Raw genomic sequence first — 23,771 nt, 5'->3', positions numbered from 1 at the left:
AAGCCGATGTTCACTGCCCCTGAGCCAATTGTCAGGGACCGCGTGCTCTCCGCCCGCGGCCAGGCGTGCACCCTGTTGGGCCTCGCCGACGCCGCGGGCGGAGAGCTGTGGGGATACGCCGGCCGGACGCTGTCCGGGGCCGTCACGACCCCGAACGGCCCAGCGTGGCTACGACTGGTGAGCGAACCCGAAGGCAAAGCAGGCGGGAAGCTGTGGGAGGGCCCCAAGGAGGCGGAATGCTCCGTGCACCCCACCGTGCCCCGGCCGCGGCTGCTCGGGCTGCGGGACTGGTCGGCCGACGGCTGGAACTACCGGGCAGAGCTCTACCAGCTCATCGACGCACCGCCCGTGTCCCAAAGCCCAGTGCTCCACGATGGCGTGGACCTGCCGGATGCCTGGTGGCACGACCTCCACCAAGCGCTCGACCACCTCGCGCTCGTCAACACCAGCCGCCAGGCGGTACGCGAGCAGTACATCCGCCGCCGCGTCCCGGAATTCACCGGCATCACCCCCGGCGAGATCACCTGGACCACCGCGCACGGCGACCTCCACTGGGCCAACCTCACCGGCCCGGAGCTGACCATCCTGGACTGGGAGGGCTGGGGCACCGCCCCCACCGGCTACGACGCCGCGAACCTGTACTTGCACTCCCTGCCCGTGCCGGGCATCGCAGACAGGGTCAGTAAGGAGTTTGCCCACATCCTGGGCACCCCTGCCGGACGGGTCGGTGAGTTGACCGCGTGCACCGAAATCCTGCAGGCAGCCATCCGGGTGCCGTTCTACGCCGACTTGGCCGACGCCGTACGACAGCACCTCGATCACCTGCGTGCCCCGGTCACCGAGCCGAGATCGGCCCGTTGCTGAGGGCACTCGCCAGGCTAGTCCTCGCGGCGGATCCGCAGCAGTGTCGCGCCCCGGCGGCGTCCCGTTCGGCGAACGCGCGCTCCAGGGCGTCGAGGACTGCAACGGCGTCCGGGATGGTGGCGAACGAGATGTTCACCTGGCCGTGTCCGAGCGTGCCGAGGACGAACTCGAACTGCGCGCTCGATCCCTCGCACTCGTAGACGTACGTACCCGGCGGCGCTTGGAACAGCGGCCCGTCGACGTAGTCGAGGTACGGAAACCGAACCTCGTCAACGGCGCGCACGATCACCTCGTTGGGAACCTGGTCGAACTCGACGTTGGCGCGGCCCTCATCGTCGACGCAGACCCGCCCGCCGCCGAGCCCGACTTCCTCGTACTCCAGCCGGATGTCGTCGCAGCCCACGTACCGAGGCTGGTCTTCGAGGCGGGGGAACGCGGTCTTCAGCGCGGCGACAGCCGCGGCCTGTGTCTGGTCCCAGTGCTGCGCCCAGGTGTCGATGGCCTCGAGGACGGCGGGCTGCAATGTGGTGCTCCGTTCGGTCACCGGGCAGCCGGCCAGGATGGGGAAGCTGTGCGCCCGGTAAGGGGGTAGTTCAGCGGCGCAGCATCCTGTCCGAGCGGTCTAGTGTCGCGTTCAGCTCGATTCGGGCTCTTGCGGCTGGCAGCGGCAGGTCTCGGGTGCGTCGCCTGGGTCGGTGTGGCCATAGACGTGAACGCGGACTCCGGGGACACCGGGGGCGTGCCATGGGGTGCCGGGCCCGGAGATGTTGTGGCAGCGGCCGAGTGCGAACGCCATGTCGAGGACGGTCTTCTCGTCGGCCCCGGCGATCGTGATGGACACGTGGCCCGGCTCATGCTGGTGCAGTTTGCTGGTCATGGCGGTATGACGGCTCTCGACAGATGACGGGTTCTCGCCGGTCGTGCGCTTCACATGATCGAGGACTCGCGGTCGGGTGCGGTGCTGCCGCCAAAGACAGCGATGGAGGCGATCACGAGGAGGAAGGCGCCGACGATGCGGCCGACATTGCGGCGCGAGGGCGGGGGAGCGCTTACGGTGCTTCCTTCCGAGCGGGGGTGGGACACCGGACGTTGGCCACTGGGCGGGGCTTGTGTCGCCTGGGTGCGCTGGACGAGGGTGGCGACCCGGAGTGCGGTTGCGCCACGATGCTGCGATGAACGAGGAGCCGTTGGAGGAGTGGGCACGGCGGCGCGAGGAGCGCCGGGCCCTGTCGAAGGGGAAGCTGCGGGCGGTGCCGCTCACGGAGGGGCCGCACCGCGGGGCACACGTCGAGCCGGAAGCGCCGCGCGTGATCCAGGAGTGGGACGGCACCCAGTGGGTGACTGTCGGACTCGTCGGCGACTTGGCCGCCGCGAAGGCACTGCTGCACCCGCCGCAGCCGGTCGAGGAGAAGCCAGCCGAGTGGGACCGCCCCCCGCTGAGCAAGGGCCGCGGCCGGCACCGGAAGCCGTCTCCGGCTGACGAGCGCGACGCCTGATGCCCATGTGCTCATTGTGGCGAGAGTGATGGTCGGGTAGACAGGCGTGCGACGCGCACTGTGCACGAGGGAGAGAGCATGCCTGACCGGAAGTCGCCACATAGCGAGCGGGAGTTGGCCTGGCACGCGCACCTCGACGTCGCCACCCGAGCACCATTCGGCGGCGGCACACCGGGAGGCGATCCGGACTGCCTCGTCGGCGAGGCCGTGTACGACAGCCTGGCAGTGCACTCCGCGCTGCACAGGCTGGCAGCAGGCATCACCCCAGACTCTCCCCTGGTTCCGTTGCTCCTGCCCGCTCTGGTAGCCGCACAGCGGCTCCTGACCCTGCGCTCGGCCTGGATCGACTACTGCAATGAGCGGTTCCGCCTCGACCCCGCGGCCGACGACGTCACGAGCGAGATGTCCCGCCAGTACGTGACTGGTGATGACGTACGTGCCTGGGCGAGGTATGCCGAGGCGAGGACCGCGTATGCCGAAGCCACGGGGGCGGTGAGGGAGTTGAACCCGGTGCTTGCCCGGTCGTGCGGTCGCGCCGGCAGCGCGAACGCCCTGACGCCGGACGGGCTTGAGCGGTCAGGTCTGTGTCTCGTCCCGGGCATGCGGACTACGCGATGAGCACGGGATGGCTGCTGCTCATCGCTATTGCCGTAGTCGTAGTCGGCTTGTTTCTGGTGGCCGCCTACAAGGGGGCCGCGAAGGCGGCGCGGGCGGACACGCGGCAGGACCTGATCGGGCTCGGCGGGATCCCGGAAATGGCCAAGACCCTGACGGCCATGAGTCGTCTGCCGACGTACGCCTTCGCTGCGCCCTTCTCCTCGGGCCGGACGCACCCGTTCGGTTGGCTGTGGTGGCGGGTCGAGGGGGATGCCGACGGAACTACCGGGCGCGAGATGGGGTGGGCGTTGACGTACCGCGGTGCCCGGAAGGCCGCGGGGCTGCCGCTCTCATTGAGGGCGCAGCATGCCGAGATCATCATGGCTCAGGGGCACCAGCCTTCGCCCACAGCTAATTGATTCCGGCCCGGCCTCCGGATGGGAGGAGGCCGGGCGTCAGGGTCAGACCGCTAGGTCGTACTCGTCCCACAGATCGTCGTAGTGGTAGAGGCCGGTGAGGTAGTCGCGGACTCGTGGCTCCCAGTCGATGCCGTGGATCGCGGCGAGGACGTACGCGGCGACGGCGGGGCAGACGACATCTCCGGCCTGCTGGAACTGGGAGGAGCGGGAGCCCTGCCATGGATATGTGGCGCGGAAGGAGACAAGCGTCCCGGCCTCGGCGGGTGTGAGGCGGAGTCCGTCGCGTTCGCGGACCCAGGTGCGGGTCTTGCCGGTGAGGCACCAGGATGGCTTGTCGGCGGAGAAGCAGTTGCCGCCCTTGGCGCGGCCGGTGGCCGGGTCGACGGGACGCTGCCCGCGGGTGTTGATCCGCTCGCCCTCGTTCCAGCCGAGCGCTTCGGCCATCGTCGTGACGGGCAGCGCCTCGGCGGTCGGGGCGAGGTCGACCCACTTGTTCCGGGTGGCGATCATGAAGGTGCGCTTGCGGCGGGAGGCGACGCCGAGGTTTGCGGCCTCCAGGACGGCCCAGGAGGTACGGAACCAGTCGGCGCACTCGAACTCGATCGAGAGGTCGTCCAGGACGCGCTCAGGTAGGTTGCTGGACTGCTCCATGGCCATCCACGTGATCGGCGCGCCCGCTGCCTGGAGGCCGATCGGCCATATCGCGACCTCGGCCATCAGACCGATGCGCGGGTCGGTGAGCCCGTCGAGCATGGCGCGGACCTCCGCCCAGGAGGCGCCGGAGCGCGGGGCGTAGCCCTCGTCGTAGCCGAGACCGGCGCACAGCGGGCACTCGCCTTCCAGGTCGGGGAACAGCTCGTCGCAGCACACCTCGTCGAGGCGGATGAACCCGGCGGCTTCGCCAACGTAGGCGATGACCTCGCACAGGATGTCCAGGTTGGCCTCCAGGAGTCCGGCGCGCTTGCCCGCCGTCGAGAAGCTGGGGCATGGGGGGCTGATGAGGACACCGCGCGTGCCGCGCAGTGCCGGATGCTCGGGGTCGAGCTGGGTGACGTCGGCGCAGATGCGTGCGTGGCCGGCGGCGCGGGCGGTCGCGCACGCGTCCTCGTCGATGTCGACACCGACGACGTCGAAGCGGGTGACGCCGAGGACCGTTTTCAGTCCCTCTCCCCAGCCGCCCGGACCGGCACACAGCTCAACTACGCGCTCCGGCTCGCCTTCCTCCCAGGGGAGGAGCCAACGGCCGGGCCATGGCGCGGCGATCTCGTCGAGCTCGGCCATGAGGTGGGCGGGTATCGGGGCGCCGGTCTCCTTGTAGGAGAGGGCGGTGGTTACGACGCTCTGTTCGGCTGCGGTCAGTTCGGGCACTGGGGTCTCTTTCGCTTCGGGTCTTGTCGGCGGTTGCTCTCCACCAACACCTGAAATATTACAGCAAACGTCATGATGGTTCTATTCATGCAGATCAGAGATGCGTGTGCGACTCAAGCTGTCGCAAAACGAGAGCGGGCCCGACACTCCGGAGAAGGAGTGCCGGGCCCGCTCGGCGCGACGCCAGGCCGTCAGTCGGCGCTGTCCACCAAGTCCAGGTCGAAGGTGAGCCGCGCCCCTCGGCCGGGCGGACCAAGGGGGTTGGGTCAGCGGGCGAGGGTCGCGGCCAGGTGGACCAAGTGGTCGATGCCGACGCCGTGCAGCTCGGCAGCCACAGGAGTGGTGTCGCGGACGCGGGCCACGGGATCAGCAGGCGGGGCGACATACCCGAACGGGCCGGTGCTCCCGCCAAAGGTGAGTCCACCGTCGTCGAGCTGGTCGATGGTCGTGAACTGCACGAGATGCGCGGCGAGTCGGCGACCCAGGGCGGTCCGCACGCCGTGCATCGGATAGCGGGGCGTCTGGGTGGCGGGCTCCGGCAGGAAGTGCGGCAGTACGCGCTCCACGGCGGCCACGGGCCCGGTGACGGACAGGTCGCACGCCGGGTTCGCGCCAACGAGGGTCACCGTGTAACGCACGCCCTGGTTGCCCCACGCCACGACGTGACTGTTCGGCTGGATACCGACAACGTTGAGCGTCGCCGCACCCTGGGCGCGCACCGCGCTGCCGATCAGGTTCAGGTGGCGCAGCCGGGCGCGCTCGGCGACGGCGGGCCGATAGGCATGCGCGACGGCGGAGGCGTCGTCCAGCCGCGGCAGGACGAGCCGCAGGACCTCGCGGGTCACGGGCTCCGGTGCCATCCGGTCGAGGGTGAGGTCCGGCTTGAACGGCTCGCGGTCGTCGAGCTGCCACGCGATCTCGGAGCGCCACGGGTGCGCGGCCAAGATGAGCGCGCCGGACCGCCCGGCCTGGGCGAGGCGCGCGGCCGGGTGGGTCGTCCACCACGCCGAGTACGGGGTGACCGTCCAGGCGTTGCCGTCGCGGTGCGGCAGGCGCTCGGCGACGCGGTGGGCGAGCGCCGGCGCGGCGGTCACGGGGGCGGTGGCAGTAGCCATCGGGCAGTTCCTTCGGGTCTTCCGGCGTTGCTCTCGCCGGGGAGTGGATCGGCAGTGTGGGCTTTGCGTCGCCTGCTGCCGGGTCGGTGGGGCCAGTTGCTCTCCGGCCCCGAGAGGCCCCGGCCGGATGACCGGGGCGTGGCGGGTGGCCGCTCAGTCGGCGTCGCGCAGGCTGCGCACCGTGTCGGCGACGAGGGAGGCGAGCGCGTCCAGCCCGTCGGCGGCGGTCGCGTCCGGCAGGTAGCTGCGGCTGCCGCTGTTCAAGTCGTCGCAGATGTAGAGCTGTCCGTGGGACGAGGGGTCGCACTCGGTGTCGACGAGCATTAGGTAGCCGTACGTCTCGGCATCGTGCTGGAGGTAGGCGCCGACGCCCCACGGGACCGGCTCGGTCTGCCAGGTGGGGCCGAGGAGCTGCACGGCGGCGTATCCGACGTCGGCGACGCTGAACGGGTATTCGGTGCCGGGCGCGGGGTTGTAGTGGCCGTGCTGGTCGTACGGAGGAGGAGTCAGGGGGCGCTGCTGGCCGATGCCCGCCGCACGCTCGAAGCCAGCGATGACGTCCTGGGCGCCGCGGATCGCGTGCTGGGGGTTGGTGACTGCCACCGACCCGGCCTCGTCGAGTCTGCGCAGCACGGAAATGAGCTGATCACTGAAGCTCTGCCAGTCGCTGCCTTCGCCGTTCTGGACGGCGAAGTACGCGTACCCGCACATGTCCTGGATGCGGTGGTGGAGGTCACGCGCCCCGTAGGTCGTGGGAACGGCGTTGTAGGCGCCCAGCGCCATGCGGGCCCGCTCCGCGATGTAGGTAGCGGTCCGGGGGTAGGTGAGGGTGCGGCTCATCGTGTTGCCTTCGGTTCGGTCGGGGCCGGTTGCTCTCCGGCCGGGGACGAGGGGCGCACCGGAGTGGTGCGCCCCGAGACGGACTCAGCAATGGGCGGGCCGCTGGGTGGCGGGGCAGTCGTAGCCCCAGCAGTCGCAGACCATGGCGTCGGCCCAGGTCTGGCCTGTTCACGGCGGTGCTTTCCCAGGTGGGGAAGGAGGGGCGCGGCAGGGGGAGGGCCGCGCCCCGTCCGGGGGATCAGGAGGGGTTCTCGACGACCCAGTCAACGAACTCGTTGCCCTGCACGACCCACACGTCCTCGCGGTCGGTCACCCAACCCGTTCCCGGCTGCCACTTATAGGTGCGCAGGAAGGACACGGGGACGTGGTCGCCCGCGCGGACCTCATCGAGGTTCAGGACGGTCCCGGTCCAGGCGTAGACGGTGCGGTCGGGGCGGGGGCTGGAAGCTCCGTGGTCGAGCCGGACGCGCATTCCGTGGGTGCGCACGATGTCGCCCTGGGCGAGCTGGCTGCTGTCCTTGATGGTGATGTTCGGGGCGCTGATCACGACTACCTCGCGGGGTGGTGGTTGAAGGGGGGAGGGTGTCCGGCGCGAAGCGTTTGCGTCGCGCCGGGCGGGGGTGTTACGCGGCGAGGGCGGCGCGGATGGCCTTGTACTCGGCCTTGCGCGGCTTGTAGTTCGCGACAATCTGGGCGACCTGTTCGGCCGTGTAGCGGTAGATGGTCACGACTCGGCGTGCGCGGCCGTTCAGGGTGCGGCGGATGCGGGCGGCGTGACCCCGGATGCCTGCCTTCCGGGCCTGAGTGCGAAGCGCGTCAGCGGCCCCAGCGACGATGTCGAGCGGGGCGCCGGTGGCGATGATGTGGGTAGCCAGTGAGCGGGGGCCGGTGCGCACGCGGCGGGCAGCGGTGGCGGCCGCGCGGCGGGCGCGGGCCTCGGCACGGTTTGCGCGGGCGCGGTTACGGAGGAGGGCCGCGGCGCGACGGGAGTTGGCGGAAGCCATGGGGGCACCTTTCGGTTCGGGTCTTGTTGGCGGTTGCTCTCCACCAACACCTAAAATAGTACAGCATGAGTCGCACGGGGTTCAATCAGGACGTGATTAACGATCGCTGAAGTGGCAGTCGCATCCCGTAAATGCGGCCCCCGCTCGGGCCGATGGTGATACTCGCGACCCCATGTAGTGACGCATGCTGTACTTAAATGCTGCCCCTAGAACAGGGCGTCAGCCTGCGGCTGCTCCGCCTGGGCCCGGCGGCGGGGCGCGGCCCGGCGGACAGGCGTCTCGTCGCCGAACAACGCGGCCGTGCCGTACGCGTCCGGCGTGGCCGGCACCGGGGCCCCGGCCCGCGCGGTGCTCTCATCAACGAGGGAGGGCGGCGCGGACGTGTCGAAGTCGGCACGCCCCATTTGCCTCCAGTCCCGGCTTGTCACCGACCCTCCCCCTTCTCTGCCGTGGCGTTCAGGTCGATCACGGTCATCTGCCCGTTCTCATCCATCACCTCCAACTCCGGCGGCCACCCGTCGGCGGCATAGCTCTTGAGCTGTTCGAACGCCAGGCGCGCCGCCTCTTGCGGGCTGGTCGCCTCGAAGTCGGCGGACCACATCACGCCGTACGTGCGCACGGGCGGCTCGGAGGTGGCCTCCTCGGCGCGCGCCACGACGTCGGCGGGGATCACGGCCACGGGTCGGTTACGCAGCACGATGACGCACGGCTCGTCGTCCTCGGCGGGGGCGAGGCACAAGAACCTCCAGCCGACGTCCGCGACGCGGCTGTGCTCGGCGAGCGTCCAGGCGTCCATGTCGTCACACTCCTCGCACCCCTCGCAGGGGCAGTCGGAGAACGAGTGCGGGTCGGCGAGGAACGGCACGGGGACATGCTCGGTTGGCCGGACGCCGGTCCCATCGCTGAACTGGGCGACCACGAGGTCGCCGAGCTTCACCTGGTGCGCGCGGACGGCCACGACGTCGGAAAGGGTGAGCCCGTGCGGCAGGGGCGGGAAGTCGTCGGCGGTCGGCCGGTCGGTGAGGGGGAGGGTGTCGGAGCTGTCGGCGAGTACGAGAGTGCGCATGGCAGGGCCTTCCAGGGGTGTCAGCGGGTGGCGGGATCGGGCAGCTGGTGGGCGGGGACGACCACAAGCAGTTCGTCGGCGTTGTTGAGCTGACACACCGGATCCAGGCCCTCGCGCGGCCAAACGGCGAGCGCGATCGGGTCGGTGAGGTAGGTGTGCGGGTCGGCGCGGTGCTGGCGGCACAGCTCGCACGGGCACGCGGGGTCGACGGGACGCGGCCGGGCGGCGTACGGAATGCAGCCGTACGGCAGGTAGCTGACTCCCGCGGCGCCGCCCGCCGGGCCATGGTCGTACACCTCGCCGAGGACGACATCCCCGTGCTGTACGCGGTCGGCGCGGACGATGCGCACGGCGGCCGGGTCGAAGTCGTAGGGGTGAGTGCCGGCCGGGCGGGCGGACAGGCGGACGGGTCGCACGGTCGGGTCGAGGTCGAAGAACTGCGGCATACGGGGTCTCCTCCAGCGGAACGGGGCCAGGTGTAGCGGCGCGGATGCGCCCCGGCGGCGGGTGTCAGCGGCGCTCGGTGGGGGCGGGCTTGGTGTCCGGGTCAGTGCCAGTGCAGGAGCCGAAGACACCCGGGGCGCCGCGCCACTCCATGCCGACTGAGCAGCCGGGGGTGCCGAAGGTGACACCGGCGTTCTGTCCGTCGTAGAAGCTGCCGAAGGTCGCGAGGGCGCCGAGTCCGGCGGTGGCGAGCCCGGCGGCAAGGAGCGCCGCGGGGCGGGGGCGTCGAGTGAGCAGGCGCATTTTGTGCATGACGAAGTCCCTTTCGGAGCGGGTCTGTTGGCCCGGTTGCTCTCCGGGCCGGTGGTGCGGGTTGGAACGCTACACACCCCGAGAGAAAAAGTACAGCACGAGTCTTTCGGGGGAAGTGGAGAGATGAATAAGGGCAGTTCAGAGCGCATTTTTGAGGATCTCATTTCTCAAAGAGCGACTCATGCTGTACTATTTAGGTGTTGGTGGGAACGCCCACCGAACAGCCCGGAGAGCAACCGGGCGCAGACCCAAACCGAAAGGCACACCCATGCCCGTCACCCTGGACAAGACCCCCCGCTCCTTCACCGTCGCCATGGATGGCGGCACCGTGCACGGCGTCACCCTCACCCCCAACACCGAGGAGGGGCGCGAGCTGCTGAGCATCGAGGCAACCGTTGACTGCCTCGACCTCTTCGAGGTAACCGCCATCGACGGCTACGCCGCGAGCCTCCGAGCCATCGCCGCCCACGACCGCGCCACCGCCATCGAGGACTACATGGACCGTGTCGGCGTCAACTACGGCACCGCTCGAACCGTCTACCGGGATTCCCGCACATGGGCCCGCGCCCTGACCCGCGAAGGCCGCGCCTCATGGCTCAGCGGCATCCTCAAGACCTACGCGCCGCTCAAGCACTTCGCACTGGTCGAGGCCATGCGCGAGTTCGGCGAGCCCACCCTCTGATCGGTAGCACCGCCCGCCCCTCCGGGCGGGCGGTGCGCCCCACCCCCGTGCCGGAACCCCGGTGCCGGCGCCGGGCGCGCACCGCCCGAAGCCACACCCGCCACACCAGCCCCGAAAACGCAAAACAACGCGCTCTTACGCGTGCGCGCGCGTAGAGGGCTCTCAAAACTCGCGAAATTCCGTCTGCTCTTCCTTGGAAGGACCCGTTCTGATGACTGCTGCGACGTCCGCTGCCGAGCTGACTCCGGCGCAGATCACCGTCGCGCTGGACACCTGGGACCAGCCGGTCCTGGTACTGCCCGACGCCATCGCCGAGCGCCTGGCCGTCTCCTCCCGTACGGACGTGAGGGATTACGGCTACTGCCACTTTGAGTCCCGCCGCTTCGCCGCCGACACCTACGAGACCCGTGCGATTCGGGTGATGTTCGAGGCGGTTCTTGCCGCACATCCCGATGAGCAGGGCCTGGACCAGTACGAGCGGTTCGGCACCGGCTACTTCTACGGCTGGATCGTCGGCGCGTCCAGCTGGGACGCGGACGCGCGCACCTGGAAGGACTACGACGCCACCAAGCACCTCCACGTGCACGGCATCCACCTGCACCACGACGGGCGCAGCCACTTCGGTTCGTGATCGCCGGGCGCCCGTTCCGGCGGGCGCCCACCATCCCGCCCGCCCCCCCAGCTGGGGGGCGGGTGTCGGCCACCTTGATCAGTTCTCCCCGCACGCAGCAGAAAGCCGCTCCTAGGCTCTATTTGACCTGCGTGCGGGGCCAATCCGACCGGCCTGGTCATGCGCCAGGCCCCGCCCCATGTTGAGGTTCCCGTGAGTACACCTGCCAGCACACTCGCCCACCGTTCCCTGTTCGCCGTGCCCGAAGCGGAGACGCTGCTCGACACCGTCCGATGGGTGTCCGGGGCGTGGCTGAAGAAGAAGTTCCCGCGCACCGCCGCGCAGCTCGGTACTGGGCAGCACGCGCTCGACGAGTCGTCCCTGCTGCTGTCGCAGGCCGCGTACGACGAGAGCGGCGCCGAGTACGCCACCCGCATCCAGCTCCGCGAGGACAAGGCGGAGGCTACGTGGCGCACCACCGTGACGGCCGTCCGCTCCACCACGGGCAACGGTGGCATGGTGAGCGTCGACTTGGAGTGTTTCCCGAACGGCACCCAGACCTTCCGGACCAGCAAGCCCAACCTGATCCGCTCTCTGGTAGCGGAGTTGGAGCCGCGCGACGGCATGTCGAGGCTGAGCGTCAACGCGCTGCGCGTCACGCATGACCGTGTGCATCAACTCGTCGACGTGCTGTGCGACCCCGAACGGCATTTGCCGACCGTTGTCGCTGCCCGGCCTACGCAGCCCGATCCGCTGTGGTCGGAGCGGGTGGCCGGCACGATGCGAAACGTCGCGGGAGACGCGTCCACCTACCTGCTGTGGGACCTGGCCGCAGTCGACGCGTTCCGTGAGGCGATCGGCCCCGACCACCGTGTCGGTCCCGGCTCTGTGCGGACGTTTCTGCCGCTCGTCGATCCGGCCTGGGCTCCGGACGCATCTCGGCACCGGCTCATGGGCCCGGCCCGGTGGATCGATCCGGCAGACCAGACGTGGCGCGGTGTCGCCCGTCGCGTGAACGCACTCGCCCTGGAGCGCCCGTTGCCCCGGCAGCTCTCTGTCCTTGCGTTCCCCGACCGCATCGCCGAGCAGCATCGGCAGGAGCGCCGCGAGTCCATGAACAAGGCGCGGCTGCTCACCTCCGTCCCGACGCAGCGGTCGGGCGAGCACGACGAGGAGCTACGTGCCGAGGTGAGCCTGTTGAACGGGCTGCTCGAGCAGGCCGACAAAGAGCTGTCGGAGCTGGGGCGCACCGTCGACCTGGCGGAGCGGGCGAACACGTCGATGCAGGAGCACCTCCAGGTGGTCATCGGCGAGCGGGACGGCGAGATCGAGGACCACCTGACGACGTTGGACGCGTTGCAGCAGGCGCGGGGCGAGGCGGACCGGCTCAGGCTTTTGCTGCTGCGTCAGGGACGCTCTGAGGCGGTCGTCGAGGCCGCCGAGAACCTGCCGGGCATCCCGTCGTCCTTCGAGGAGCTGTGGGAGCGCCTGGGGGAGCTGGAACACCTGACGGTGACCGCGGACCGGCGGATCGCCTTCGGGCTCGACGAGCACCCGATGTCGCGCACCTGGGCGGCGAAGGGCTGGACGGCGATGGTGTCGCTCGACTCGTACGCCGCGGCGGCGAAGGACGGGTTCAACGGTGGCTTCTACCAGTTCTGCATGACTCCGCCCGCGGGCGCGAAGCCGTACCCCGTCAAGCAGGTCGCGATGACGGAGAGCGCGCCTACGATGGAGCAGTACGGGCACGAGCGGCTGTTCCCGGTCCCCGGCGGGAAGCGCGCGGAGATGCAGGCGCACCTGAAGCTCGCTGCCCGCGGCCGGATCGCGCCGCGGGTGTACTTCCTCGACGACGTGAAGGGGACGCGGGGCGGGAGTGCCGGCCGCCTGGTCGTCGGGTACATCGGCCCCCACCTGACCAACATGATGACCAACTAGCCGAGGCACCTCAATTCGGCACAGCGCACGGCGCAGCGGGGTCAAACCGCATTGTTCTCCAGGTGCTACTACCCCCAGTGCGACGCGTGCTGTACTATTTTAGGTGTTGGTGGAGAGCAACCACCACAGACCCGAACAGAAAGGGGACCGTCGTGTCCTTGACGTTCACCATGCTCAGCGTGGACGAGATCACCGCCTTGTACGGGCCGCTGCGCACCGTCCTCTCCGACTCCGGGCCCGTCGACATTGAGCCCGAGCTCGATGCCGTGTACTCCCTGGAGATCCTGGGCGGCAAGACGCTGCGCGAGTCCGTCATCAACGGCGAGACCGGGCCCGCTCTGATCATCCGGCTCGTTAAATACGTCGACCCGGTCACCCGCGCCGAGCTGTATGGCGTCGAGAAGTGGAGCGTCGTCGGTTTCCGCACCGTCGACCACTGGGTGCGCTTGGTCTCCGAGAACGAGTACGAGCGGCTGGTCCGCGCCGAGTTCGCCGAGCCGACGCTCCCCCTCGGCCGTCAGCGGTTCACCGGCGGCCTGGTGACGTTCTTCGACATCACCGACGTCCTCTGACCACCCACCCACACAGGGGCGTAGGGCGAGCAACGTCCTGCGCCCCACCTCTCCCGTACCGAAGGACCACCGCCATGGCCACCGCCCGCAAGATCCCGACCACCCCGACCCCCGCACACCGCCGCGCTCTGCTGGGCGTACTCGCGGACCCCAAGGGCCGCGTCCAGGAGTCGAACTCCCGAGTCCTGGACGCCATCTCCCTCGCCCACTGGGTGACCGAGGTGACCAACACCGGCCGTGCGGCCGTAGGCGCACGCTGGGCCGGGTACGACGGCCCGACGTTCCTGGTCATCAACAGCCGCGGCCGCCGCGCGCTGCTCACCGACGCCGGGAACACCGCGCTCCGCAGCGCCGGGGAGGACGGGCGCTTGCCGGAAGGCACCCCGTGGCCGACCGCCAAGACCCTGCACCGCGACGGCCTGATCGAGTACCGCGACACCAACGGCACCGTGCACCCCACCGACGGCGACGACGGCATACGCGGCCCGCTGTACGCCCCGTACGAGACCGAACTGGGCCACCGACTGATCACCGGCTTCCCGCAGGCGCAGCGCGCCGCCTGACGCCCTCCCCACAGGCCGCGCCGCCCTCACCCGGTGGCGCGGCCCCGCCCCGAACGGAGACACCCACGATGAAGACCACCGACGCGAACGCCACGCTCTCCCACCTCCGGAAGCTGACCACCCAATGGCAGACGAACGCCGACCGGACCCGCGCGGCCGGCACCACGGAGTCCTTGGGCTGGCAGATCGACCGCATGGGCGAGCGAGACGACATAGCCACCGAGCTGGTCACGGCGTGGCAGGCCCTCGACGAGGTGATGACCAGCAGCGTCGGCCTGGCCCGACCCGAGGAGTGGCGCTTCCCGTCGCTCACTGTCGCCGAGTACGCCCGCGCGTTCGCGGACTGGCCGGAGCTGGCCGTGTTCGGCGAGGACCTGGTCAAGGAGCTGTCCAGGCACCGCGGTATCCGGTACGTCCGGTGGCTGGCCCAACGAGCGGTGAAGAATGCCCCCGCGCTCGCCGCCCCGCGCTCTGGTGCCGACGAGGACGCGTGCACGTGCGTCACCAACTGCGCCGAGAACAAGGACGGGTGCAGCCTTTCCGGCCGCAGCCACGTCCACCCCGGCACCCGCACCGGCCAGTACGGGCCGTGCCCCGAGCACCCCGACGCCCCCGGCGACCTGTAGTCCGACCCACTGGGGTGCCTCCTGTGACGCCCCATCCCTGTGCCCCCGGCGGAGAGCAACCGCCGACAGACCCGAACCCGAAGGGAACCCAGCCATGTTCACCACCGCCATCGCCCTGGAAGCGCTCGCCGCCGTCGGCGTCCCGGCCTACTTCGACGAGGAGGAAGGGCTTCTCGTCGCACACCCCGCCGACGTCCCCCAGCGCAAGGCCCTGTCGGGTGAACACGTCGTCCTGTCCCCGCTCGACCTCACGGGGCGCGGCTACCGCGCAGCCGCCTGGGTGCCGGACGGTGCCCCGGACTTCGCGGAGACCGCCACCGTGTACGAGACGCCCGGCAGCGACGCGGCCCAGTGCGCGCGGGCCGTCGCCGAGTGGTTCACCACCCCCCGGCCGAACGCCGGAGCCGTGCTGCTCGCCGCGCTCGCCGAGTGGGGCATCACCGCCCACAGTGACGACGTCGGCATGAGCTACGCCATCCCCCTGGACCCTGCCACCCCCGCCGCGGACGTCCGCGACCGTCCGCACCTGTCCGTGGGCGACCGCAACCCGTCGGTCGGACACGTCCCGGCCGCCCACACCGGCTGGACGGTGTTCCTGCACGATGAGTTCGGGGAGCCGGTCGGCGACCCGCTGTTCATCAGCGGCTACAGCGGCCCGGTCGACTGCGCCACCGACTCGGCGGCCGCCGCCGAAGCCATCACCGACTACCTCACCTGCCCCACCCGCTGAGTGCGCCACCGGGGCGCGGCTCGAGCTGCGCCCCGGCCCCCTTCTTCAGGCGGGAGAGCAACCCGCCCCAGACCCACACTCGAAAGGCCCCGCTCGTGGTTGCCACGGCTCAGACCGCCTTGTTTGCCCTGCCCGAATCGCCCGCGTCGGCGCCCGCCCCCGTGGCAGCCGGAAAGCGGCCCACCGTGCTGTCGTACGGACTCGGCGCGGACTCGACCGCGATCCTGCTGAAGTTCCTCGCTGCCCCGGAGGCGTACGGCCTGGAGCCGGACCTGTCGGACCTGATCGTCGTGCACGCCGTGACCGGCGACGAGTGGGCGGCATCGCTCTCGTACGTCGACCGCCTGGTGCTGCCGCTTCTCGCGGCCCGGAGGGTGCGCACGGTCCAGATCGCGCGCGGCGGCCGCCGGGACGCAGACGGGGTGCTTATCCTCGATGACACCCGTACGCCGGGGCGGATCTGGCCGGCGGGCCCGTGGCGGCTGTCAGACGAGCTGCGCGCTGCCGGCACCGTTCCCCAGATGGCTAGTGGCCGTAGGACGTGCTCAATTCGCTTTAAAGGATGGGCACTTGATGCCTGGGCGGCCTTCGAGTTCGGCACAGCCCCGTTCCGTCGAGTCATCGGCTACCACGCCGGGGAACTTGGGCGCGCGGAGAAGGACAGCCTGATCCAGGCGAATATCAACGCCGAGGCAGGCCGCGTCGTGTGCGAGCCGTACTACCCGCTGATCGCGACGGACGGCATGGACCGGGCCGCGGTCGAGGCGTACGTGCATGCCCGGCTCGGTGAGCGCATTCGCAAGAGCGCGTGCACCTTCTGCCCGTTCAGTGGCGTGTGCGCCTCCAGGGAGCAGCACGAGGAGTGGTTGCGCGAGAGCCCGGAGATCGCGTCAGCGGCGCTGATGATGGAGTACACCTCGCAGGCCCTCAACGAGAAGGTGGCGCTGTACGGGGAGCGGTCGCTGTACCAGCAGCTCGCCGAGGACAAGCAGAACAACGAGGTGCTGGCGCAGTTCGAGCTGTCGCTGGAGCGGGCGCCGTTCGCGCTGTACGAGGTCCGGCGCCTGTACTTGCCGGGCCGGACGAAGGACTGCCGGACCTGGCACGGCAAGCGGTGCTCGTCGCCGCGGTGGTGGTGCCGCACGAAGCGGTCCGCGGCGTGCCGGCGTGAGCATTGGGCCGGGTACGAACTGGCGTCGGGGGAGCAGGTGGAGACCGCGCCGTGGTGCGACGGGGACGACGAAGGCTGCCGCGGTGAGCAGGCCAAGGGGCCCGCGTGGAGGTCGGTGCGCACCGTGTGGGAGGGGGACCGATTCGACGCCGATATGACGCTGCTGCGCTTGTGCCGCGAAGAGGAGGAAGTGCGACTCCGGTCGGGCCACGCCTCGCACATCCAGCGGGCGCACTACCTGGACGCGGGCGACGGCTTCCCGTCGGCGGCCGCGTACCTGGTGGCGGCCCCAGCTGGTGTCGAGTCGAAGCAGCGCGACGGCTTCGAGGCGAAGTGGACCCAGATCACGGGTCTGGCGGGCACGCGGTGGACTCCGATCCGGCCGCTGGTGAAGGCGCAGCGGCAGCGCCGATTGAACGGCTACGTGCCGGTGCGCTACTTGCGGAAGGAGCAGCGCACGTCGGACGTTGAGCTGACGACCTGACAGTGGGGCCCAGGTAGATCCAAGACGACGCATGCTGTAGTATTTCGAGTGTTGGTGGAGAGCAACCGCCAACAAGACCCGAACCGAAAGGGACTCCTCGTGCAGTCCGTCGCACTCTTCGACGTGCCCGCATCCGCGGTGGCCGCTCCCGCGCTACCGCCCGGCCCCGTCGACCCCGGCCGCACATACCTCCAGTACGGCGAGGCCGACCGCTGGAGCTACCTGGGCACGCACCAGCCGTCCTGGCTGGAGCGCCCCGAGTTCGGCGGCAGCCTGGCCGTGCCGCTGTGCGTCTCGCACCGCCGCCTCGCCGGTCGCCGCCGACTCCCGCGCGCCGTCACCTCCTGGATGCTCGACTCCGGAGGGTTCACCGAACTGAGCCTGCACGGCCACTGGACCGTGCCCCCGGGCCAGTACGCCGCCGCCGTCCGCCGATACGCCGAAGAGGTGGGCGAGCTGGAGCGCGCAGCGATCCAGGACTGGATGTGCGAGCCGCAGATCCTCGCCAAGACGGTCCGGACGATCTACGACCACCAGTGCCGCACGGTCGCCTCGTACCTCAACCTGATGTGGCACGACGACGAACTCCCCTGGATGCCCGTCCTCCAGGGCTGGACACTCGACGACTACCTCCGGTGCGTCGACATGTACGCGGCCATGGGTGTCGACCTCACCCTTGAGCCGCTGGTCGGCCTCGGCTCCGTGTGCCGACGCCAGTCGACCAAGGAAGCCGTCCGGATCGTCGAGACCCTGCACGGGCTCGGCCTCCGCCTGCACGGGTTCGGCTTCAAGGTGACCGGCCTGCGCGAGGTTCACCACTTGCTCTACAGCTCCGACTCCCTCGCCTGGAGCTTCAACGCCCGGCGCCACGCCCCGCTGCCCGGCTGCACACACAAGACCTGCTCGAACTGCCCCAGGTACGCCCTCGCGTGGCGGAACCGCCTCCTGGCCTCCCTGTCCGACTGGCAGCAGGACAGTGCCGTTTCCCTGCCCGACCTGGCGGCCTGACCGCCCGCCGGGGCGCCGACCGCGCCCCGGCCCCCTTCCCCTTCACCCCAGTTCCCGAAAGGCCCAGCTCTATGACCGCGCCGTTCCTGTCCACGTTCCTGCCCGACACCCCGCGCAACCGCAAAAGCCTCGCCGCCGCCTGGAATCGGATGCGCGAACTCGGCTACACCCCGCGCGCCAACCCCGTCACCGAGCCCGAGTGCTGCACCCGCACCCGGTGCGCCGGTGTCCACCACGGCTACCCCGGCAGCGAACACCGGTGGGCCCTGCACTGCCTGCTGTGCGATGAGGACATCGAGGTCTTCTACAGCCACATGCGGGAGCGCGAGGGCGCCAACCCGGCACCCCCGCGCCGTCACAAGGGCTGCAAGTTCTCCGGGCCCGGCCGCGCTGCGGCCCGCGCCGCCCGCTACGCCGAACTCGGCCTCGCCGTCCCTGCCTGGGACAAGGACGCCCGCACCGTGCTCCCGGCCTGAACCGGCCCGCCGGGGCGCGACGCAGACCGCCGCGCCCCGGCACCCTCCGCCCGCACCTTCCCCACCGAGGACACTGTGAGTGCTCAACTGGCCCTGTTCGCCGACGTCGCCCCCGCCCCGAAGCAGAAGCGCCCCCGCCGCATCCACCCGTCCGTCCCCGAAGTGCCGGCCACGACCATCCCGGCCGCGCTGCTGCGCGCCGCCGACTGGATACTCCTGAACTCCAGCGGCGGGAAGGATTCGCAGGCGATGGCCTCCCACGTCTGCGACCTGGCGGCCAAGCTCGGCCTGTTCCACCGCGTCGTGATCGTGCACGCGGACCTCGGGGACATCGAGTGGGAGAACACCCGCAAGCTGGCCGAGGACCAGGCCCGCCGCCTGGGCGTGCGGTTCGAGGTGGTCAAGGCCGAGGGCGGCGACCTGCTGGCGCGCACCGTCGCCCGGTTCTTCAAGCTGAAGGCGAAGGCGGAGAAGGAGGCCCGCGACGAGGGCCGCGACCCGGCTACGGCGAAGGTCGCCCCGGCCTGGCCTTCATCCTCAGCTAGGTGGTGCACTTCGGATTTGAAGCGGGGCCCGATCCGGAAGCTGATGACGCGCCTCGTCGCCGAACTCGGCGACCTGGGGCGCCCGGCACGCATCCTGAACTGCATGGGCCAGCGGGCCGCCGAGAGCGCGCCGCGCGCCAAGCTCCCCGCCGTCGAGATCGACCGCCCGGCGAGCAACGGCAAGAGGCACGTCACGACGTGGAGGCCGATCCACGGCTGGACGGACGCCGCGGTCTGGAAGGAGATCGCCCGCTCCGGCCTGCCGTACCACGAGGCGTACGACTGGGGCATGAGCCGCCTGTCCTGCTCCTTCTGTGTACTTGGGTGTGAGGCAGACGTCGTGCTCGCCGCACGGGTGCGCCCGAAGAAGGCCGCCGAGTACGTCGCCGTGGAGAAGAAGGTCGGCGCCGACTTCAAGCACGGCCTGTCCATGGCCCAGATCGTCGAGCGGGCCCGAGCGCTGGACGCCGAGCACGGCGAGCTGCGCCGCCCGGCGCGCGGCACCGCCCTGTCCGGCTACGTCGGTAAGAAGGCCACCCGCAATTACCTCGCCCGCGTCGAGCGCGGCCGTCTCGACCTGGCGGCCTGACCGCACCGCCCCGGCCGCAGGGCCGGGGCCCCGAGCCCGGAGAGCACTGCGAATCAGCAGTTGCCAGCCGCATGCAGGATGGACCGGGCTGTCGTGCGGCCACCGCGCAGCGCTGCCTCGGAGGACGTTCGGACACAGCGCTCCAGCATCGGGTCATACTCGGTCATGATGACACCGGCATGGTCGGTTGCGACTTCATCAAGGTGTGCACGCCAAGAGGCGCCTTCCAGAGCCGCGAGGAAGTCCCGCGAGTTCTGTGCGTCAAGGACGACGTCACCTGAGCCGTGTACGAGCCGAACAGGTACCGGCCGCGCCGACGAACGGGTCAAGTCGTCGAGCGGGGTGTCGCCCGTGGTCCGGGCAGGAAGCCCGTAGTGGCCAGCGATGCCCACCACCGCCGAAGGCTTCCAGCCGTCGACAAGTTCCGGCCTTAGAGCCACTCCCATCGCGGCGCCGGCTCCCGCCGACCAACCGGCAAGCACGAAACGTCCAGCATCGCCTCCGCGTGAAGCTGCGTCAGCACGCACGAATCGGATCGACTCCAAAAGGTGGCCCCGGCCGCCATCCGAGGCATCGGACCGCCAGTCGGAGGCGTACACGATCGCACCCCGCTTTGCGGTCTCCTCCGCCAGTGGCCGAAGCACGTCCCTCTCATCAGGCCCCAGGCCATGCCACATGAGGACCACAGGCAGAAGATCTTGAGGGACATCACCGGGCCGGTACACGTCTATTAGTTTGCGGTCATTGCCGAAGGTGGCCGTGCTGAGCACAGGAAGCGGGGTGGTTGCCATGGGAGACGGTCTCCTAGAAGTCTGGGCCAGTCGCACATCGTAAGAGCAGGTCATGCACCAGAGCCTGGTGGCAACGCGGTTCTCGGACCCTTGTGGGCAAGGAGCGCGGGCGCGGTGCCGATCCGGCTTGATGCGCCGATTACGTATGCGGTGTGACTGCAGGCTGCGTCATAGGGGGCGTGAAGTAGCGCGCGATGCGGAGCAGGAGCTTCTTGTCCTCGTCGGTGGTCGAGGTACGGACTCGTGCATCCGCGTACTCCGCAGGCTCGATGGCCGTCCACCGTTGGCTGTGGCTGACAAGGGCGGCACGAATCTGTTCGGCGACCACCGCGGCCGCGAGGTCCGGATCGTGAAGACCGCGCGCGTTGTGCCGATGCTCAGCCTCTTCGCGAGTCTCGGCATCGAGATACGGACGAAGCTCAATCATGCCGTCACGGATCTCGGTCACGCGCCGGTACAAGGAAAAGCTGACGGGACGGAGTCGCAGCAGAGCCGTGGCCTGTGACTCAGCTGGTAGGGCCGCGATCGATGGCGTTGCGGCATAGAGCGCTTCCCAGAGAGGACCGAGCCGCTTGTACACGTAGTGGTCGTTGGCCCATCCATACACGCCACGAGCTCGATCGACCAGTGTGGGCAGGAAGTATCCGAGCAGGGTGAGCAGAGCGCCGGCATCACCGCAGAGCCAGGCGATGGCGAGCCAACTGTCCGCGCTGGAGCCGAATGCGTCCGCGAGAAGGTCAGCGGCTCGGATGATGCTCTGACCGATGGTGATGACTGCACCCACCGCAATGATGCGCAGGCTGGCGCTAACCCATGCGTTGGGGGACCGGCGTGACTGCTGCCAGCACTTCACTGCCAGGTAGGTCTGGGCGGTGGTGTACGCACAGATGTAGATGCCGAGATACGCCTTGTAGAAGGGGTCGCGTACCGCGAAGTGCGCGAAGTCGTCTGGCGGAATCTGGGAGAACGTGACGAAGAGGCCGAGAATGGTAGCGGCACCCACGGCCCCGAAGAGCTTGGCGCACAACCGAGCCTTGGCCGGTGGAAATGACCAGTAGGCCACAACCGCGGTCTGGAAAATGAGGACCAGCATGACGCAACTCTGGGCAAGCGGAACCGAGATGTTGGCCACGCCGAAGACGCCATCGATCTGTGCCCACACCGGAGGAAGGGCGATGATGTAGCTGAGAGCCGAGGAGAGGAATACGAGACTTAGAAGGACCAGGGCCCGGTCCTTACTGTTCTTCAAATCCCGCAGAAGAAGCATGAATCCCAAAGTCGCAATGGCCAGACATATGGGGTGTAGAGCACTCACGGGTTTGACTTTCTGGAGCGAATGAAGGTTCGAGCTACGCGGCCGGACTCGGATTCGTCGAGTATGCCGCTGCGGTCTTTCCGGTGATAGAGCACGTGAGCTTGGAGATAGGTGCCCACCATCTCGGCTTCCAACTCCTGTGCGTCGTCGTACTGCGTGCGTCCGAGGACTGACAGGATCAGCTCGGCGCTGATGCCGCTGACGTCGGTCGACATCTTCGCTGTACCTTGATGGTCCTTGAGGATGTGCGCGATCTCGTGGGCGATGATGTGATCTTGGTGCGCGACGCTCGTTCTCGGGTCGTAGAAGATGTAGTGCCTTTTCTCGGTCGCGATCCACAGCCCGCACGGTGTTGAGACTTGCACTTCTGCAGGCTGCAGTTCCACGGCCAGCCCGGTCCGGCGCTCCACTTCGGGAATCAGGTCGCGAATTCCCGTCACCGCGGGAAGGTTCAGGCTTCGCACGAAACGCTCACTGTCCTGCTGTATGGATGCATACATCTGAGTACCCCTCCCTGGCCGGTCAAGATGACGGGATCTTGTTGCGCGCGGCAGGCGGGGAGGCTGCTGGGGTCAGGAATAGTCCCGTGCCGGCGTTGCGTCCGAGTCGCCGCTGGTCCTCGCCCATCGACGATTGATGAAACTCCTCGCACCTAGCGCGCGCAAGATGGAAATGTTTGGCGGTGGATCCGGTCTCACGATCTGTTCGACGTTGAAGAGTTCGGTTGGGAACCTCAAGGAGATTAGCTAACGCCCTGATTCGCCCCTGCAAGGGGCACCGGGCTGCTACAGCCTGCGCGAACTGCTATACCACGCGTCCACTCCCGCTGCGGCGGCCCGGTGCTGAAGCGTCGATCAGGTGTCGGGCTCGGACGGCAGCCCTTCGAGCCGGCGAACCTGGTCGATCATCGCCGCGGCTGCGGTGAGTCCTTCGTCGGACAGGCCCACCGCCCGCATGGCAATCCCAGTAACCCGCGCGTCCTGCAGACGTTTCAGGGTGGCTGAGGTGACGCCTGCTTCCTTCAAGCGGGCCAGAGTCTCCAACTGCTCATTGATCACCTCCGGCGTGACCCCCTGGCCCATCAACTTCGTGAACGCTTCGAGCTGCCGGTGAAGCTGGTCAGGGCTCGTGCCGGACTCCTTGAAGCCGTTCAGACGGGTGATCATGTTGTTCACGGTGCTGGCTGTAGCGCGGTTAGACCAGTAGTCCTGCGGGACGCCGAAGAAGGCTGCAAGGGCGTCCATGTGCTTCTTGGTCGGGTTGTCGGCCCGGCCGGTGCGAAGCTGCCACATGTAGGTAGCAGAGAAGGTGGGCAGGCCCCGTTCCTCAATCATCTTCACGACAGTGGGGTTCGAGAACGGACCCCGCGGGTCGTGGGTGCATAGAAAGTCAAGTTGCTCCGCGAAGGTGGCCCCGTAGGGGGGCACCTCCTGCGGGGCTTGCATCCCGTGGGCATGGGTCACGGTGACGCTCTCCCCTCGATATTAATCTGAGTTGATCTGAGTGGACGAATCGACCAACGTTGGCCCTAGGATAGCAACTCAAGTTGCTCTCCCTCCTCGCCGCGTGTGGGCCGCTCGCACCCTCGTAGGTGGGCCGCCGGTGTCGGCGGCGGAGGGGAGATCGAACTGAGGTTCGCTAACGGTGCTTCTAGTGACGGGATGGACAGACGTGAGGCACACCCCCGCTGAGCGAGGACTCCAGGAGTCGCCGTCCTCCCCATGGCGGCAACTGGTGGTGAACCGCGACATTGCCTTCGCTGTCGGACCGCACGTCGAGGCAGCCGACACCATGACGCGCGCTGCTGCGTTCGTTCGGCGCACCCTGCCCATGCTCCTGAAGGGGGAGGCGAACGTCGACACGATCAGTCGAGACGTTCTTGCCGTAGTGACGGAACTCGTCGACATCACCGCACGCCATCGATGCAGCATTGACATTCTGGGGCGCGTCGTCTTCGACGGCGCCCATGTCACCGTGTCGGTCGGGGAGATGTGTGGACCTCTGCCTGCCCCCGACGAGGAGCCGGGGCTGTACCTTGTCCGCCGCCTTGCCGATGACCTCGGACAGTACTGCGGCGATGCGGGGGGATATGTGATCTGGGCGTCTGTGCCGGTTCGGTCATAGGCGCGGTTCACCCGCGATCTCG

General features: G+C 69.1%; 31 protein-coding genes. 16 read left to right on the top strand and 15 right to left on the bottom strand.

Annotated elements, in window-relative coordinates; genetic code table 11:
• The first annotated feature begins 6 nt into the window (after nt 1-6).
• Nucleotides 7-864: a hypothetical protein gene (locus ACIRPT_RS21095; protein ID WP_403829120.1), complete on the top strand. Its 858-nt coding sequence runs from the start codon at nt 7-9 to the stop codon at nt 862-864.
• Here ACIRPT_RS21095 and ACIRPT_RS21090 read toward each other — a convergent pair.
• Nucleotides 836-1,408 carry a hypothetical protein gene (locus ACIRPT_RS21090; protein ID WP_403829118.1) on the bottom strand — a complete coding sequence of 191 codons (573 nt, stop codon included), beginning with the start codon at nt 1,406-1,408 and terminating at the stop codon, nt 836-838. The two genes, ACIRPT_RS21095 and ACIRPT_RS21090, sit on opposite strands and share 29 nt — an antisense overlap.
• A 90-nt stretch (nt 1,409-1,498) precedes the next feature.
• Complete coding sequence (locus ACIRPT_RS21085; protein ID WP_403829115.1) at nt 1,499-1,741, bottom strand: DUF6207 family protein; 243 nt, start codon at nt 1,739-1,741, stop codon at nt 1,499-1,501.
• A gap of 295 nt (nt 1,742-2,036) precedes the next feature.
• Here ACIRPT_RS21085 and ACIRPT_RS21080 point away from each other — a divergent pair, with 295 nt between their 5' ends.
• The 3 genes from ACIRPT_RS21080 to ACIRPT_RS21070 all read left to right on the top strand — a co-directional run bounded on the left by ACIRPT_RS21080 (nt 2,037) and on the right by ACIRPT_RS21070 (nt 3,376).
• Complete coding sequence (locus tag ACIRPT_RS21080) at nt 2,037-2,360, top strand: DUF6087 family protein (protein WP_403829113.1); 324 nt, start codon at nt 2,037-2,039, stop codon at nt 2,358-2,360.
• Between the two features lie 78 nt (nt 2,361-2,438).
• Nucleotides 2,439-2,978 (top strand): hypothetical protein, encoded by a 540-nt coding sequence (locus ACIRPT_RS21075; protein WP_403829111.1) that lies wholly within the window; start codon nt 2,439-2,441, stop codon nt 2,976-2,978.
• Complete coding sequence (locus tag ACIRPT_RS21070) at nt 2,975-3,376, top strand: hypothetical protein (protein ID WP_403829108.1); 402 nt, start codon at nt 2,975-2,977, stop codon at nt 3,374-3,376. The genes ACIRPT_RS21075 and ACIRPT_RS21070 overlap by 4 nt, the downstream gene beginning before the upstream one ends.
• A 42-nt stretch (nt 3,377-3,418) precedes the next feature.
• Here the strand turns inward: ACIRPT_RS21070 and ACIRPT_RS21065 are convergent, their stop codons facing one another.
• From ACIRPT_RS21065 to ACIRPT_RS21025, 9 genes are all read right to left on the bottom strand, one after another.
• Nucleotides 3,419-4,744, bottom strand: a complete 1,326-nt coding sequence (locus ACIRPT_RS21065; protein WP_403829106.1) for a DNA cytosine methyltransferase — start codon at nt 4,742-4,744, stop codon at nt 3,419-3,421.
• A 266-nt stretch (nt 4,745-5,010) separates the two neighbouring features.
• Entirely contained in the window at nt 5,011-5,859 is an 849-nt protein-coding gene (locus ACIRPT_RS21060) for a hypothetical protein (RefSeq protein ID WP_403829104.1), read from the bottom strand.
• Nucleotides 5,860-6,012: 153 nt separating this feature from the next.
• Nucleotides 6,013-6,699: a hypothetical protein gene (locus tag ACIRPT_RS21055; RefSeq protein ID WP_403829101.1), complete on the bottom strand. Its 687-nt coding sequence runs from the start codon at nt 6,697-6,699 to the stop codon at nt 6,013-6,015.
• A gap of 238 nt (nt 6,700-6,937) precedes the next feature.
• The gene (locus ACIRPT_RS21050; RefSeq protein ID WP_403829098.1) at nt 6,938-7,246 is read right to left on the bottom strand and encodes a hypothetical protein; all 309 of its coding nucleotides are present in this window, start codon (nt 7,244-7,246) and stop codon (nt 6,938-6,940) included.
• 76 nt (nt 7,247-7,322) lie between these two features.
• Nucleotides 7,323-7,703 carry a hypothetical protein gene (locus ACIRPT_RS21045; RefSeq protein WP_403829095.1) on the bottom strand — a complete coding sequence of 127 codons (381 nt, stop codon included), beginning with the start codon at nt 7,701-7,703 and terminating at the stop codon, nt 7,323-7,325.
• Between the two features lie 206 nt (nt 7,704-7,909).
• Nucleotides 7,910-8,107, bottom strand: a complete 198-nt coding sequence (locus tag ACIRPT_RS21040) for a hypothetical protein (RefSeq protein WP_403829093.1) — start codon at nt 8,105-8,107, stop codon at nt 7,910-7,912.
• Between the two features lie 20 nt (nt 8,108-8,127).
• Nucleotides 8,128-8,769, bottom strand: coding sequence for a hypothetical protein (locus tag ACIRPT_RS21035; RefSeq protein WP_403829090.1), 642 nt, complete (start codon nt 8,767-8,769; stop codon nt 8,128-8,130).
• Nucleotides 8,770-8,789: 20 nt separating this feature from the next.
• Nucleotides 8,790-9,215, bottom strand: coding sequence for a hypothetical protein (locus ACIRPT_RS21030; RefSeq protein WP_403829087.1), 426 nt, complete (start codon nt 9,213-9,215; stop codon nt 8,790-8,792).
• A gap of 64 nt (nt 9,216-9,279) precedes the next feature.
• Complete coding sequence (locus ACIRPT_RS21025; RefSeq protein ID WP_403829085.1) at nt 9,280-9,525, bottom strand: hypothetical protein; 246 nt, start codon at nt 9,523-9,525, stop codon at nt 9,280-9,282.
• 268 nt (nt 9,526-9,793) lie between these two features.
• On the opposite strand from ACIRPT_RS21025, the gene ACIRPT_RS21020 reads away from it, so the two are divergent.
• From ACIRPT_RS21020 to ACIRPT_RS20970, 11 genes are all read left to right on the top strand, one after another.
• Complete coding sequence (locus tag ACIRPT_RS21020; RefSeq protein WP_403829083.1) at nt 9,794-10,207, top strand: hypothetical protein; 414 nt, start codon at nt 9,794-9,796, stop codon at nt 10,205-10,207.
• A 211-nt stretch (nt 10,208-10,418) separates the two neighbouring features.
• Nucleotides 10,419-10,838, top strand: a complete 420-nt coding sequence (locus tag ACIRPT_RS21015; RefSeq protein ID WP_403829080.1) for a hypothetical protein — start codon at nt 10,419-10,421, stop codon at nt 10,836-10,838.
• A 192-nt stretch (nt 10,839-11,030) separates the two neighbouring features.
• Entirely contained in the window at nt 11,031-12,755 is a 1,725-nt protein-coding gene (locus ACIRPT_RS21010; RefSeq protein WP_403829078.1) for a hypothetical protein, read from the top strand.
• A gap of 152 nt (nt 12,756-12,907) precedes the next feature.
• Nucleotides 12,908-13,327, top strand: a complete 420-nt coding sequence (locus tag ACIRPT_RS21005; RefSeq protein ID WP_403829076.1) for a hypothetical protein — start codon at nt 12,908-12,910, stop codon at nt 13,325-13,327.
• Between the two features lie 74 nt (nt 13,328-13,401).
• Nucleotides 13,402-13,890, top strand: a complete 489-nt coding sequence (locus ACIRPT_RS21000; protein ID WP_403829073.1) for a hypothetical protein — start codon at nt 13,402-13,404, stop codon at nt 13,888-13,890.
• 68 nt (nt 13,891-13,958) lie between these two features.
• On the top strand, nt 13,959-14,516 hold the full coding sequence (locus ACIRPT_RS20995; protein ID WP_403829071.1) for a hypothetical protein: 558 nt from the start codon (nt 13,959-13,961) through the stop codon (nt 14,514-14,516).
• Nucleotides 14,517-14,610: 94 nt separating this feature from the next.
• Nucleotides 14,611-15,246, top strand: coding sequence for a hypothetical protein (locus ACIRPT_RS20990; protein WP_403829068.1), 636 nt, complete (start codon nt 14,611-14,613; stop codon nt 15,244-15,246).
• 161 nt (nt 15,247-15,407) lie between these two features.
• Nucleotides 15,408-16,901, top strand: a complete 1,494-nt coding sequence (locus ACIRPT_RS20985) for a hypothetical protein (protein WP_403829066.1) — start codon at nt 15,408-15,410, stop codon at nt 16,899-16,901.
• Nucleotides 16,902-17,000: 99 nt separating this feature from the next.
• Nucleotides 17,001-17,909, top strand: coding sequence for a hypothetical protein (locus tag ACIRPT_RS20980; RefSeq protein WP_403829063.1), 909 nt, complete (start codon nt 17,001-17,003; stop codon nt 17,907-17,909).
• Nucleotides 17,910-17,980: 71 nt separating this feature from the next.
• Nucleotides 17,981-18,385 (top strand): hypothetical protein, encoded by a 405-nt coding sequence (locus ACIRPT_RS20975; protein WP_403829060.1) that lies wholly within the window; start codon nt 17,981-17,983, stop codon nt 18,383-18,385.
• Nucleotides 18,386-18,460: 75 nt separating this feature from the next.
• Entirely contained in the window at nt 18,461-19,519 is a 1,059-nt protein-coding gene (locus ACIRPT_RS20970) for a phosphoadenosine phosphosulfate reductase family protein (RefSeq protein WP_403829057.1), read from the top strand.
• 53 nt (nt 19,520-19,572) lie between these two features.
• Here the strand turns inward: ACIRPT_RS20970 and ACIRPT_RS20965 are convergent, their stop codons facing one another.
• From ACIRPT_RS20965 to ACIRPT_RS20950, 4 genes are all read right to left on the bottom strand, one after another.
• Nucleotides 19,573-20,310 carry an alpha/beta hydrolase fold domain-containing protein gene (locus tag ACIRPT_RS20965; protein ID WP_403829054.1) on the bottom strand — a complete coding sequence of 246 codons (738 nt, stop codon included), beginning with the start codon at nt 20,308-20,310 and terminating at the stop codon, nt 19,573-19,575.
• Between the two features lie 139 nt (nt 20,311-20,449).
• Complete coding sequence (locus ACIRPT_RS20960; protein WP_403829052.1) at nt 20,450-21,625, bottom strand: MAB_1171c family putative transporter; 1,176 nt, start codon at nt 21,623-21,625, stop codon at nt 20,450-20,452.
• On the bottom strand, nt 21,622-22,125 hold the full coding sequence (locus ACIRPT_RS20955) for an ImmA/IrrE family metallo-endopeptidase (RefSeq protein ID WP_403829049.1): 504 nt from the start codon (nt 22,123-22,125) through the stop codon (nt 21,622-21,624). Before ACIRPT_RS20955 ends, ACIRPT_RS20960 begins: the two co-directional genes overlap by 4 nt.
• Before the next feature lie 354 nt (nt 22,126-22,479).
• Complete coding sequence (locus ACIRPT_RS20950; protein WP_403829427.1) at nt 22,480-22,959, bottom strand: hypothetical protein; 480 nt, start codon at nt 22,957-22,959, stop codon at nt 22,480-22,482.
• Between the two features lie 400 nt (nt 22,960-23,359).
• On the opposite strand from ACIRPT_RS20950, the gene ACIRPT_RS20945 reads away from it, so the two are divergent.
• Nucleotides 23,360-23,749, top strand: coding sequence for a hypothetical protein (locus ACIRPT_RS20945; RefSeq protein ID WP_403829047.1), 390 nt, complete (start codon nt 23,360-23,362; stop codon nt 23,747-23,749).
• Nucleotides 23,750-23,771: the final 22 nt, after the last annotated feature.

Source organism: Streptomyces sp. NPDC101227 (assembly GCF_044767545.1).
Lineage (GTDB): Bacteria > Actinomycetota > Actinomycetes > Streptomycetales > Streptomycetaceae > Streptomyces.
The sequence above is the reverse complement of the archived record's forward strand: the minus strand, read 5'-3'. Positions and strand labels throughout refer to the sequence as shown.